The organism is Nocardia sp. NPDC003963 (genome assembly GCF_053605105.1).
Genome location: NZ_JBSGIP010000008.1, coordinates 1 through 12,962 on the forward strand (window position 1 = coordinate 1; position 12,962 = coordinate 12,962).

At 69.8% G+C, this 12,962-nt stretch carries 11 protein-coding genes; 4 read left to right on the forward strand and 7 right to left on the reverse strand.

Annotated elements, in window-relative coordinates; translation table 11 throughout:
* Positions 1-97: 97 nt before the first annotated feature.
* The gene (locus ACWEWT_RS16685) at positions 98-283 is read right to left on the reverse strand and encodes a YegP family protein (protein ID WP_452559826.1); all 186 of its coding nucleotides are present in this window, start codon (positions 281-283) and stop codon (positions 98-100) included.
* Positions 284-423: 140 nt separating this feature from the next.
* Here ACWEWT_RS16685 and ACWEWT_RS16690 point away from each other — a divergent pair, with 140 nt between their 5' ends.
* Positions 424-1,350, forward strand: coding sequence for an LLM class flavin-dependent oxidoreductase (locus tag ACWEWT_RS16690; RefSeq protein WP_452559828.1), 927 nt, complete (start codon positions 424-426; stop codon positions 1,348-1,350).
* 39 nt (positions 1,351-1,389) lie between these two features.
* Here the strand turns inward: ACWEWT_RS16690 and ACWEWT_RS16695 are convergent, their stop codons facing one another.
* Positions 1,390-2,241 carry an alpha/beta fold hydrolase gene (locus ACWEWT_RS16695; RefSeq protein ID WP_452559830.1) on the reverse strand — a complete coding sequence of 284 codons (852 nt, stop codon included), beginning with the start codon at positions 2,239-2,241 and terminating at the stop codon, positions 1,390-1,392.
* A gap of 53 nt (positions 2,242-2,294) precedes the next feature.
* Here ACWEWT_RS16695 and ACWEWT_RS16700 point away from each other — a divergent pair, with 53 nt between their 5' ends.
* The gene (locus ACWEWT_RS16700) at positions 2,295-2,915 is read left to right on the forward strand and encodes a TetR/AcrR family transcriptional regulator (protein WP_452559831.1); all 621 of its coding nucleotides are present in this window, start codon (positions 2,295-2,297) and stop codon (positions 2,913-2,915) included.
* A 91-nt stretch (positions 2,916-3,006) separates the two neighbouring features.
* Here ACWEWT_RS16700 and ACWEWT_RS16705 read toward each other — a convergent pair whose 3' ends face one another.
* The 5 genes from ACWEWT_RS16705 to aztA all read right to left on the reverse strand — a co-directional run bounded on the left by ACWEWT_RS16705 (position 3,007) and on the right by aztA (position 9,923).
* Positions 3,007-6,348 (reverse strand): carboxyl transferase domain-containing protein, encoded by a 3,342-nt coding sequence (locus tag ACWEWT_RS16705; protein WP_452559833.1) that lies wholly within the window; start codon positions 6,346-6,348, stop codon positions 3,007-3,009.
* A gap of 94 nt (positions 6,349-6,442) precedes the next feature.
* Positions 6,443-7,720: an acyl-CoA dehydrogenase family protein gene (locus ACWEWT_RS16710; RefSeq protein ID WP_452559835.1), complete on the reverse strand. Its 1,278-nt coding sequence runs from the start codon at positions 7,718-7,720 to the stop codon at positions 6,443-6,445.
* An 8-nt stretch (positions 7,721-7,728) separates the two neighbouring features.
* A complete protein-coding gene (locus tag ACWEWT_RS16715) occupies positions 7,729-8,730 on the reverse strand; it encodes a phosphotransferase family protein (RefSeq protein ID WP_452559837.1) in 1,002 nt (333 codons plus the stop codon).
* Positions 8,727-9,023 carry a DUF6285 domain-containing protein gene (locus tag ACWEWT_RS16720; protein ID WP_452559839.1) on the reverse strand — a complete coding sequence of 99 codons (297 nt, stop codon included), beginning with the start codon at positions 9,021-9,023 and terminating at the stop codon, positions 8,727-8,729. Before ACWEWT_RS16720 ends, ACWEWT_RS16715 begins: the two co-directional genes overlap by 4 nt.
* Before the next feature lie 228 nt (positions 9,024-9,251).
* Positions 9,252-9,923, reverse strand: a complete 672-nt coding sequence (aztA, locus tag ACWEWT_RS16725) for a zinc ABC transporter ATP-binding protein AztA (protein WP_452559841.1) — start codon at positions 9,921-9,923, stop codon at positions 9,252-9,254.
* Between the two features lie 60 nt (positions 9,924-9,983).
* On the opposite strand from aztA, the gene aztB reads away from it, so the two are divergent.
* On the forward strand, positions 9,984-12,029 hold the full coding sequence (gene aztB, locus ACWEWT_RS16730) for a zinc ABC transporter permease AztB (RefSeq protein WP_452559843.1): 2,046 nt from the start codon (positions 9,984-9,986) through the stop codon (positions 12,027-12,029).
* The gene (aztC, locus tag ACWEWT_RS16735) at positions 12,026-12,943 is read left to right on the forward strand and encodes a zinc ABC transporter substrate-binding protein AztC (protein WP_452559845.1); all 918 of its coding nucleotides are present in this window, start codon (positions 12,026-12,028) and stop codon (positions 12,941-12,943) included. The genes aztB and aztC overlap by 4 nt, the downstream gene beginning before the upstream one ends.
* Positions 12,944-12,962: the final 19 nt, after the last annotated feature.

A 12,962-nucleotide genomic window follows, 5' to 3' on the forward strand; every position in this document is an offset into this window, starting at 1 on the left:
GGCCTTCACCCTGAAGTGCAGCGACGCAGGCCGCTCCGGCAGCATCGATCCGATCGTTCTTGCGTCGGCCGCCGCGAGACAGCTCACGCAGCCGCCGTCAGGAGCCGGCGACCTCGACGATCGCCGCGCTCGGCGCGTTGGTCTGCACTGAAGCGATGCCCTTCTTGGCGGCATCCCGGGTGGCGTAGGCCTGGCTCTGGGCGATCGTCTCGCCGTTACCGGCCTTGAGACGCCAGCGGAATTTATCGCTCGCGTCGGTGAACAGTTCGAACTTGCCTGCCATGACTCACCTCGTCTCGACGTACGAGAATGTGATGTGCGGACCAGCGCAGAATACGTCCGCCGAGGTGCCCGCCGGACCGGATGACCGGAAGTCGACGCGAACCGGTGCCGTACCGGTGACCGGACTGTTAGCTTCGGAATGTGGAATTCGGGATCTATGTACCGCAGATCGTTTCGGAATTCTCGTCCCTGCTCGATATCGCCCGGACGGCCGAGCGCACCGGATTCGATCAGCTCTGGCTCTTCGACCACCTCTGGTCGCCCGGGCTGCCCGAGCACCCCTCGCTCGAGGCCTGGACCACCGCGACGGCGCTGCTGACCGCGACCGCCACACTCCGGGTGGGCGCGCTGGTGCTCTGCAACAATTTCCGGCACCCCGCGCTTCTGGGCCGGATGGTCACCACGCTGGATGTCATCTCCCGGGGCCGGGTCGAGTTCGGGCTGGGCAGTGGATCGATCCGCGATGAGCACGTCAGGACCGGCCTGCCCTGGGGGACGGCCGCCGAGCGCGCCGGGCGGCTCGGTGAAGCGCTGGAGATCATCACCTCGATGTTCGCGCAGGAGCGCACCTCGTTCGCGGGCGAGCACTATCGCGTCGACGAGGTCCCGAATCTGCCCGGCCCGGTGCAGCGTCCCCGGCCGCCGATCCATATCGGCGGCACCGGCCCGAAATACACGCTGCCGCTGGTCGCCCGCTACGCCGATGTCTGGAACCTCCCCACCTACGGCCTACCGGATCAGCGGCGGCTGTCCGATCTGCTGGATGCCGAATGCGCACGGATCGGCCGCGATCCGGCCGATATCCGCCGCTCCCATCAGGCCGTTCTCGCCCTCGCCGCCGACGAGCGCGAACTGCCCGAGGTCGCGGCCCGGGCCCGGCGCCGTTTCGGCGCGGACGCGTTCGCGCTCGACGAGGGTTATGTGGGCACCCCGGCCATGGTGGCCGACCGGCTCGCGGAACGCGCCGCGCAGGGGCTCGACGCGGTGGTCTTCATGGTCGGCGCGAAACAGGCGGCGGCGACCATGGAGCTGTTCGCCGCCGAGGTCGTCCCCCGGTTGCCCGGCTGACGCCGTCGTCCGGGCCGGTGGCCGCGAGGACCGATGCGGTCACCGCCCGTGCCCGGCGCGATCCGCCGTCAGGAATTCGGCCATGGCCGATGCCACGGCGTCGGGCCGGTCCAGCATGGACAGCACATAGGCGTCGGGGATCTCGACCAGCCGGCCGCCGGGGACGAGTTCGGCGAGCCGGCGGCCGTGTTCGCGGGGCATCACCTTGCCCGCCGACGACCAGAGGATCAGGGCGTCACCGGTGAACCGGCTCAGCGCTTCGGTATTCGCGATCAGCTCCCGGGTGCGGAAACCCGACCGGGTGTAGGCGAGCAGGTCCCGGCGGATGCGGCGGTCTCGGAGCCCGGGTTCGGTCCAGCCGCGCACCAGGTCGTCCGGGAGCGGTTCACGAGCCATCCAGCCGAAGAGCGGCGGCAGTGCGCGCAACCGGGCGATCCGCAGCTGCCGCAAGGCCAGCACCACCCCGCCCGGCAGATAGCTCGCCAGCATCGACGCTTTACCGGGCAGGCCGGGCGGGAAGTTGTCGAAGGCCTCGCAGGGCAGCACGATCAGCCGGCCGACCCGTTCGTCGAGTCCGTACGCGGTGAGGAACAGCGCACCGCCCCAGTCACTGTGGACCAGCACCACATCGTCGAGGTCCAGGGCCGCGAGGAAATCGGCGACGAGGCCGTTCAGTCCGCGCAGGCTCAGATCGGTACCCGGTTCGAGCGGGATCGGATGCGCGCCCAGCGGTAGGTCGGGCCGGATATAGCGGAATCCGGGCGGCAGCAGTTCGAGGGTCGTATCCCAGATCGTGTGGTTCATCAGCAGCCCGTGCAGCAGGACCACGGGTGGGCCTGCTCCCTGTTCCACGTAGTGCACCCGACCTGCGGGAAGCTGAACCGTCGGCATTCACTGACCCCTTTCGAGCGATCGCTCTAGAGTGATTGCTCTATTCTGGGACCGTGGCCGAGAAGCTGTCAACCAGCACCCGCGACCGGTTGATCACCGCGACCGTCGAACTGCTGCGCGCCCGCGGCTACAGCGGAACCGGTGTCAAACAGATCACCGTGGCGGCGGGCGTTCCGATGGGTTCGCTCTATCACCACTTCCCGGGCGGTAAACCCGAACTCGCCGCGGCCGCGTTGCGGGCGGCCGGCACCGCCTACGGCCGGCTGATCCCGCTGCTGCTCACCCCCTACCCGGACCTGCGCGAGGCGCTTCCCGCGACATTCGCCGCCGCGGCCGAGCAGATCGAGCAGACCGGGTGGATCAATATGTGCCCGGTGGGGACGGTCGCCGGTGAGGTCGCCGATGCCGAACCCGGCCTACGGGAGGTACTCGCCGAGATCGTCGAGGCCTGGATCAGCGACGGGACAACGTATTTCGTCGGGCGCGGACTGACGCCGGATACCGCCCGGGAACTGATCCTGGGTATCGTCACCGCGCTCGAGGGTGCGTTCGTCCTGAGCCGCACCCTGCGCTCCACCGAACCGCTGCTGACCGCCGGACGGGCCATGAGCGCACGCCTCGCCGAACTGCTCGCCACCGCGGAATCCACCGCGGCTGTACCCGTCGATACCTAGATCGCGACCGGCCGGGACAGGTCCACGATCGCCGGCGGATACCGGAAGACAGGCGGCTCGGCACTCGGCACCGGCGCCGCGAGTCCGCTGTTCACCAGGTATCGATACCCGTACTGCGCGCACTGTTGCGCCAGCCGGTACGGGGCGGGCCGGGCTGCGCGAGCAGCGCCGCGGACAGTACTGCACGGGTATCGGCCGGATCGATCACATCGTCGATCTCCAGATGCGCGGCGGTGTTCACCGCGCTGCCCTGCGCGTAGGCCAGAGCGACCAGCTCGTCGAACCGGCGCGCCCGCTCGACCGGATCGGCGATGGCCGCCAGTACATCCCGGGCGGCCAGGTGCACCGCGCCCTCCAGCCCCATTCCGCCGAATTCACCGGTCGGCCAGGCGACGATCATATCGGTGTTGTGGAAACCGCCCCCGGCCATCGCCAGCGCGCCGAGCCCGTACCCCTTGCGCAGCACGACCGTCACCAGCGGCACGGTCAGATGGCCGCCGAGGACGAACAGGCGCGGGAAATGCCGGACCGCGGCCTCCCGTTCGGAGTCCGGACCGACCATGAAACCCGGTGTATCGCACAGGGATACAACCGGCAGTCCGTAGGCGTCGCACAGCTGGAGGAAACGCGCGAGTTTATCGGCACCGGCCGCATCCACCGCACCGCCGAGCAGCGCGGGATTGTTCGCCACGACCCCGACCGGAGCGCCCTCGATCCGGGCCAGCGCGGTGATCACGGTCGGCGCGAAATCGCGGCGGAGTTCGAGGACCGAGCCGATATCGAACAGTGTGTCGATCACCGTCCGGATGTCGTAGACGCGTTTGCGGTCCTCCGGAACCAGCTGCCGCAACGTCCGCTGATCGGCCACCTCGAACCCGGGCACATTCCCCTGGAAGTACCCGAGATAGCGACGCGCGACCTCGGTCGCCTCGGCTTCGTCGGCGACGACGATATCCACCACGCCGTTGGCGCGCTGCACCTCGATCGGACCGACTTCCTCCGGCGTGTGGACACCGAGTCCGCCGCCCTCGATCATCGCCGGACCGGCCATGCCGATAGTCGAGCTCTCCGTGGCTATCACGACATCGCAGATCCCGAGCAGGGCCGCGTTCCCGGCGAAGCACCGTCCGGCGGCGATACCGATGGTGGGCACCACACCGCTGAGTGAGCCCATCGTGGTGAAGGTCGGATAGTGCAGGCCCGCCACCATCGGCGGATCACTGTCGCCGGGCCGCCCGCCACCGCCCTCGGCGAACAGGACCACCGGATAGCCGCGGGTACGGGCGAGTTCGAGCAGCCGGTCGGTCTTCTGATGGCTGAAATAGCCCTGGGTACCGGCCAATACGGTGTAGTCGTAGGCGAGGACGGCACAGGTGCTGCGCTCGGCGGGGAACAGGTCGCCGTTGATCCGCCCGAGGCCGGTGACTATACCGTCGGCCGGAGTACGGGCCTCGAGGTCGGCGAGATCGCGGCGCCCGCGCTGGGCGGCGACGGCGAAACCACCGTATTCGACCAGGAGGCCCTCATCGGTGAGCGCGGCGATGTTCTCCCGGGCGGTGCGCATACCGAGCCGGTGCCGCCGGGCGACCGCCTCGGGGCGGGATTCGTCGGACAATCGGGCCCGGCGCTCACGTAGTGCGGCGAGATCGGGACGGATCCGGCCCGGATCGGCGATATCTGCCACGGCTCGGGTAGCCGATCCGGTATCAGCGGCCGGGGTCACCAGTACGACCGCGGTCCCCTCGGGGAGATGGTCACCGATCCGTACGGCGATCGCCGCGACGGTTCCGGCTCGGTCGGTGCGCACCGGATAGTGCATCTTCATCGCCTCGACGACGACCACCGTCGCACCGGCGGCGACGTCCTGTCCCGGTTCGGCCTCGATCGCTACCACCACTCCGGCGGTGCCGGTGCGCACCACTTCGCCGGTACGGCCGTCGAATGCCGCCGACGCGGGCAGCGCGGCCGGGTGGCCGCCGCCGGTGTATCCGGCGAACGCGCTCGGCGCAGCACCGGAGCGGGCGGGCGGATCGGCGGCGGTACCGGGCTCCAGTTCCCGCGCGCGCTCGAGCAGTCGCCCGATTTCCCGATCGACCCAGGTGGTGTCGTAATCACCGGCGGCGAACGCGGGATCGGCGAGCAGTGCGCGCTGGACGGCCAGATTCGTGGGTACACCGACGATCGCGGTCTCGGCCAGCGCGCGAACCGCCAGCCGGTGCGCCGCGGTGAATCCGTCACGGTGGTGGACCACGATCTTGGCCAGCAGTGAATCGAACCGCGGATCCACGGGCATACCGGTCCGCGCGGCCGTATCCACCCGTATCCCCGCACCGGTCGGCATCTCGAACCCGGTGACCGTACCGGCGGCGGGCACCACGGTTCCGTCGGACCGGGCGGTTTCGGCGTTCACCCGGATCTGCACCGCCGCACCGGTCGTGGCCGGTACCCGGTCGAGCCCGAGTTCGGTGAGCGTGGCACCGGCCGCCAGGCGCAGCTGGACCAGCACGAGATCGACCCCGGTGACCAGCTCGGTGACCGTGTGCTCCACCTGGATTCGCGGGTTGACCTCCAGGAAGTAGAACGTACCGTCGGGCAGCGCGAGGAACTCCACGGTCGCCACCCCGCGCAGACCCGCGGCGCGGCCCAGCCGCACGGCCGAATCCAGCATCCGGGCGCGGGCGTCCGGCGGTAGTGTCGTACTCGGCGCGATCTCCACCAGTTTCTGGTGGCGCCGTTGCACGGTGCAGTCCCGGTCCCACAGATGGCAGACCGTTCCGGTGTGGTCGCCCACCAGCTGGACTTCCAGATGCCGGGCACCGGTGAGCAGCCGCTCGGCGTAGAGATCACCGGCCCCGAAAGCGCCCAGCGCCTCGGCCCGGCACTGCGCGTACGCCTCCGCCAGTTCGTCGGCGGATCGGACCACCCGGGTACCACGCCCACCACCGCCGGCGAGCGCCTTCACCATGATCGGCGCCCGTTGCGCGGCCAGGAAATCCGCCATTTCCGCCTGCGAGGTCGGCCCGGTGGTGCCGGGCAGCACCGGTACCTCCTGCGCCACCGCCGCGCGCCGGGCCCGGCCTTTGTTTCCGAACAGCTCCAGTGTCCCCGCATCGGGACCGACGAAGGTGATCTCGGCGGCGGCGCAGGCAAATGCGAAATCGGCGCGCTCCGAGAGGAATCCGTAACCGGGATGGATCGCGGTCGCACCGGTGGCGGCCGCCGCGTCGAGGATCGCACCGGAATCCAGATACGCGGCCGGGCCGGTCCCGGGCAACACCACCAGTTCATCGCACCGGGTCGCGTGCGGGGCGTCGTGCTCGTCGGCCGCCCGCAGTCCCACCGTATCGATACCCAGTGCCTGCGCCGCCCGGATTACCCGCACCGCGATCTCACCACGATTGGCGATCAGGACCTTCTTCGGCTGCGCGCTCATCGGTGCTCCTGTCTCCGACCCGGCGCATCAACGAGCGCGCCGGCACTGTTCCACCGCCGCGTCCGCCGCGGCGCGGGAGATTTCGCGATACCCGCTAGGACGGTCCGGCTCCGACGCCCTTCACCACGGCGCGATCCATGAACCCGAACAGATAACCCGCCACCCGGCGCATCTGGATCTCCTCCGCGCCTTCGGTGATGCGGTACCGGCGGTGATGGCGATAGATGTGCTCGAACGGGGTGTAACGCGAATAGCCGAGGCCACCGTGCACCTGCATGGCGCGATCGGCTGCCTCACAGCACAACCGGTTGGCCCAGTAGTTGCACATCGAGACCTGTTCGGAGACCGCGAAAGTGCCGTAGGTATCCATCGACCAGGCGGTCTTGTGCACCAGCGCGCGCAACATCTCGCACTGGGTGTGCAGTTCGACCAGCTGGAACTGGATGGCCTGATTCGACGACAGCGGCTTGCCGAACGGTTTGCGTTCGTTGGCGTAGGCCACCGCGCGATCCACGCAGTACTGGGCGGCGCCGAGACTGGATGCGGCCTGCCGGATGCGGTTCTCGTTGAAGAAATGCTGGACCACACCCAGTCCGCGGCCTTCCCGGCCGAAGATCGCCGAATCCGGGACCCGTACCTCGGTGAGCGAGACCCGGGCATGGTCGGTGGGCATATTGAAGGTCCACAGATATTCGTCGACCCGGAAGCCCGGCGTATCGGTGGGTACCAGGAAGGCGGTGATACCCCGGCCCTCCCCGGCGACACCGGAGGTGCGGGCGAAGATCAGATCGGCATCGGCGATATGCACACCGGTGTTCCAGGTCTTGGTTCCGTTGATCACCCATTCGTCGCCGTCGCGGACGGCGGTCGTCTCCATATGGGTCGCGTCGGAGCCGTGTTCGGGTTCGGTGATCCCGAAAGCGAAGAAGCGGGTCCCGGCGGCGAGACCGTCCACCCACTGCGCCTTCTGCTCGGCGGTCCCGTATTCCAGCATCAGCAGCAGGCCGACATTGTTCGCGACGATGGCGTGCTCGTTCTGCAGATCGCAGTGCAGGCCCAGGCCACGGCGGGCCAGATGCTCCCGGATCACCGCCATCCCGAGGTTGGTGCCGTCCCGGCCGCCGAACTCCGCGGGGAACGCGTAGCGATAGTGACCGGCTTCGTCGGCGCGGCGCCGGGATTCGGCCAGCAGTGCCTCCCAGTCCGCGGTGGGCAGGCCGCCGCGGTCCCAATCGGTCCGGGCGTCCTCACGGCGGTGGTCGAAGAAGCGGATGTTGTCGTCGGCTTGTTCGAGCGGCCGGATCTCGCGTTCGATGAATTCGTCGAGTTCGGTGAGATAGGCCGACAGGTCGGCGGGCAACTCGAAATCCACGATCTCTCCTATGCTTTCGCGCGGGGACGGATCTGCATGAGCAGATCCCATTCGATTTCCGATACGCGGCGCCCGCTGGCGGCCATGACGATATCGCGGACGGTGCCGTCGAGATGGGCGGCCGCCTGCTGGGCCAGCCCGACCCCCCAGTACAGCGTGCCCATCACCTTCCACCAGCGGAAACGATCCAGATCGAAGATCCCACCCGCCTCCTCGTAGGCGCCGACGAAGGTCGCGCGATCGGCGAAACCGCCGAATTCGCGCGCGTCCTCCCGGAAACGCCACATCCGCAGGGCGGGCCAGGCGATATCACGCATGGGGTCACCGAACCGCTGGGTCCCCTCCCAGTCCAGTACCGCGCGCAGACCGTCGGCGCCGATGATGAGGTTGCCGTTGCGCATATCGGTGTGCACCAGCGCGGGGGCGGGCGGTGGGCCGGGCAGCCGTTTCTCCAGCCAGCGCAGGGCGAGGGAGAACACGGGCCGGTCCGACAGCAGCGCGCGGGCGCCGGCCTCGACTTCGGCCAGATGTCCGGCCGCCGGATCGGCGCCCGCCGCCGGAACCGATTCCGGCGCGGCGGCCGGATCGATACTGTGCAGCCGGGCCATGGCCGCGCCCCACTGGCGCGCGGTCTCCGTCGCGTTACCGGAGGCGGCGAGGGTCCGTAACACCCGGCGCGGCACGGTCTCTCCGTCGATATGCGCGGAGACGACGAAGGGTTCGCCCACATAGGCGGTATCGGTACAGACCGCGACGACGGCCGGTACCGGTACACCGTGTGCCCGGGCGAGTTCGCGTACTCCGGCCTCACCGTCGACCGGCATCAGTTCGACGGCGGGCGGCACAATGGTCGCGACCAGGCGGCGCGGTGTTCCGCCCGCCGTGGCGGTGAACGCGATATTGCGCCGCCGCGCTCCCGCCGAGAGGAACTGGAAATCGGTGATCGTGACCGGTTCGCCGAACACACCGGTCAGATAATCGGTCAGGCCGCGGACCGGATCGCCGCTCATTCGCCCTCCCAGCTGTCGTAGCCCGGTTTCGCGATGGCGAGGTCGGCGCGGACCACTTCGGTGAGCGCCTGCCACAGCGCCTCGTCGTCGCCGACGGGTACCGCCGCGAGCAGTTCCTGCTCACGCAGTGCCGCCGCGGGCCCGAGTTCCACCTCACGTCCCAGGATGCGGGCCAGATTCGCGCCGACCCGGGCGCGGTGCTGCAGATCCGCCGGCAGCGCCGGCAGCAGGGTGTCCTCCAGCAGTTCGGCGAGTGATTCCAGCAGTTCGGCTGCGGTCGGGCGGTTCTGCACTACGGCTCCCCTCGTTCGATTCCGGCTCGCCGGACAGGGCCGCCGGCGGTGTGGGCAGCGGGCGAGCGACCACGATCCGACCTCCTTGTCGTCCCTACCGGCGAGCGGTGAGACAAACAGTAGAGGATGTTCTCATCGTCGCACCAGGGTTCCGGCGACGCTCCGGGCCCAGCAGGTCACTCCGCCCGGGAAACTCCCGGTGGCAGGCGCGGAGGCAGCCGGCGGCGATCAGGCGGCCGCGGCCAGTACGGTCCCCGGCTCCCCCTGGGCGACCACCCGTCCGTCGCGCAACAGCAGGCAGTGGTCGGCGTCGCGCGCCTCGACCGGATCGTGCGTCGCGTGCACGACGGTGACCCCGGCAGCGGCGGCGTCCCGGATCGCCGCGCCGATGGCTGTCCGCGCGGCCGCGTCCAATCCCGTACCGGGCTCGTCGAGCAACAGCAGTTCGGACTGCTGGGCCAGCGCGCGGGCGAGCAGGACGCGCTGACGCTGGCCACCGGAGAGGGTGTCGAGCCGGCGGTCGGCGAGATCGGTGATATCCATCCGTGCCAGGCAATCCGCGACGATCGCGCGGTCGGCCCGGGTGATGCGGCGCCACAGGCCCCGATGCGCCCAGCGACCCATGACGACCGTTTCGCCGGCCGTGATCGGCAGGGTCGCGGGTACCGCCTGCTGCTGGACCACCAGCGCCGGGCGGGATCTGCCGAGCCCGGTGACCGTGCCGGCCAGCGGCGTCACGATACCGCCGAGCACGGCGAGCAGGGTCGACTTCCCGGAGCCGTTGGGCCCCAGCAGCGCGGTGACCCGGCCACCCGGTATCCGCGCGCCGACCTCGTGCAATACCCGATTTCCCCGATAGCCGGCGGATAAGCCGGTGATCTCGATGTCCGCCGTGCGCATACTGTGACTCCCGCAAAACAACTTGTAATGACAATCGTTATCAGTTTAGTCTCTGTATTCATGGATTGGCTGATCGCCCCGTTCGAAGTCACCTTCGTACAACGAGCTCTCTGGGGCGGACTGCTGGTCTCCTGCCTGTGCGCGCTCGCCGGAACCTGGGTCGTGGTGCGCGGGATGGCTTTCCTCGGCGAGGCCATGGCGCACGGCATGCTGCCGGGGGTCGCGGTCGCCGCCCTGCTCGGCGGCAACCTCCTCCTGGGCGCGGTGGTGAGCGCCTCGGCCATGGCGGCCGGGGTCTCGGTGCTCAGCCGGAACCGGCGGCTGTCCACCGATACCGGTATCGGACTGCTGTTCGTGGGCATGCTCGCGGCCGGAGTCATCCTGATCTCGCGCTCCCGATCCTTCGCGGTGGACCTGACCGGATTCCTCTTCGGCGATGTCCTCGCGACGCGGCCGCGCGATCTGCTCTTCCTGCTGGCCGCCCTCGGCGCGGCCGCGGTGATCACGGTGCTGGGGCATCGGGCATTCCTCGCCCTCGCCTTCGATCCGCGTACCGCGCAGACGCTCGGATTGCGGCCGGGCCGGGCACAGGTCGCCCTGCTCGCGCTGCTGACGCTGGCCATCGCCGCGTCCTTCCATATCGTGGGGACCCTGCTGGTGTTCGGCCTACTGGTCGCACCGCCCGCCGCCGCCACCTATTGCACGCACCGGATACCGCGGATCATGCTGCTGGCAGCCGTTTTCGGAGCGCTGGCCACGGTCGGCGGCCTGCTCGTCTCCTGGCACGCCGGTACCGCGGCGGGGGCGACCATCGCCGCGGTCGCGGTGGCGATCTTCTTCACTGTCGCGATCGGTGCCCGCCTCCGCGCGGCACTACGCGGTAGGACGCGGGGCGGGCCGGGTACCGGTCCGGACGCCGGTAGTCCGCGTAGTGGAAAGAACCGGACCGGCCGGGCGATCGGGGCCGTCACAGCCGCGCTGCTCCTCGTTCCGGTAGCGGCCTGCGGCAGCGAAAAGAACGAATCCACCACGGAATCGGTACCGCACGGCTACGTCGAGGGCGCCGAGGAGAGCGCGAGCGCCCGATCACGACTGGTGATCGCCGAGCGGGCCTCGGGTACGGTGCGGATCCTCGATCTGGTGACCGAGGAGGTCGACAGCGCGGATCCGGTCCCGGGTGTCGCGCATATCGCGGACGACGGCCGGTACGCCTACCTCGCGACCGGTACCGAGACCACGATCCTCGACAGCGGGAGCTGGGTCGTCGACCACGGCGACCACGTGCACTACTACCGGGCCCAGCCCCGCCGGGTCGGAGTACTGCCGGGATCGGTCCGCACCGCGCACAGCGATACCGCGCTCGCCGCACCGGTTCTCGACAACGGTTCGACGGCACTGGCCGACCGGGCGGCACTCGACGAGGGCACGCTCACGCCCGGCCCGGTGCTCGACGGAGCCGCCCTCCCCTACGGCGGTAAGTTGCTGGTGCCGGAGCGCGGTACCGGGCGCATCCAGATCCGCGACCGGGCGAACGCGCCGGTGCAGACCCTGGAACCACCGTGCGCGCACCCGGGGGGGCACGCGCTCACCCGCCGCGGCGCCGTATTCTCCTGTGCCGACGGCGCGCTCCTGGTGACCGAACGCGACGACCGTTTCACCGCCGAGAAGCTGCCGTACCCGGCGGGCATCACCGGCAGCACACCCCGGTTCTTCCACCGTCGCGGCAGCGATGTGCTGGTGGCCGTCCGGGATTCGCGCGTGCTCGTCCTCGATATCGGGCAGCGCGGCTGGCGGCCGATCGCGACCGGGCCGGTCACCGCGGCGACCACCGCGGGCGCCGGGACCGATGTCCTCACCCTGGACCCCGGCGGTGTCCTGCACTCCTACGACCCGGAGACCGGAGCCGAAACCGCGCGGCGTCCGGTACTGGCCGGGCCCGTGGATCCCGCCACACCACCTGTCCTCCTGGTGGACGCGGAACGGGCCTATGTCAACGATCCGGCCGGCCGGCGGATCCACGAAATCGACTATGCCGACGATCTGCGCATCGCCCGCACCTTCGACCTCGAGATCACGCCCGACCTGATGGTGGAGACCGGACGATGAACACCGCACTACGACTCTGCGCGGCACTGCTCGTCGCGATCGCGCCCCTCGCCGGCTGCGGTGTCACGGATTCCGGCGGCGCCGGCGTCGTGGTCACCACCGATATTCTCGGCGATATCACCCGTGCGGTGGTCGGCGACGCCGCGCCGACCACCGTGCTGATGCCGCCGAACTCCGACCCGCATTCCTTCGCGCTCTCGGCGCAGCAGGCCGCGGTACTCGGCGATGCCGATCTCATCGTCGAGAACGGGCTCGGGCTCGAAGAAGGCCTGGCGCGTCATGTGGCGGCCGCCGCGGACGCCGGAGTCGCGACCCTGCCGGTGGGCGCCGAGATCGAACCGCTCCCCTACCGGGCCGGTGACGCCGCCGGACGACCCGATCCGCATTTCTGGACCGACCCGCGGCGGGTGCACCGCGCGGTGGAGGTGATCCGCGACCGGGTGATCGACACGGTGCCCGATATCGACGCCGGCACGGTACGCGCCAACGCCGACCGCTATCTCACCGAACTCGACCGGTTGGGGCAGTGGATGTCCGATCAGTTCACCGGTATCGCGCCCGAACGCCGCAAACTGGTCACCAATCATCATGTCTTCGGTTATCTTGCGGCACGTTTCGACTTCGAGGTGGTGGGCGCCGTCATCCCGGGCGGTACCACCCTGGCCTCGCCGAGCGCCGCCGACCTCGCGGATCTGGCCGCCGCCGTCCGCACCACCGGGGTACCGGCGATCTTCGTCGATTCCGCCCGCCCGGACCGGCTGGCCCGGGCCCTCGCCGAACAGGCGGGTGTGCAGGTGCGCATTGTCGGATTGCACTCGGAATCACTGACCGCGCCCGGCGAAGGCGCGGCCACCTACCTGGAAATGATGCGCGCCAACACCACCGCCATGGTCGAGGGTCTGGCTGCCGCGTAACCCCGGGACAGCTGCGATA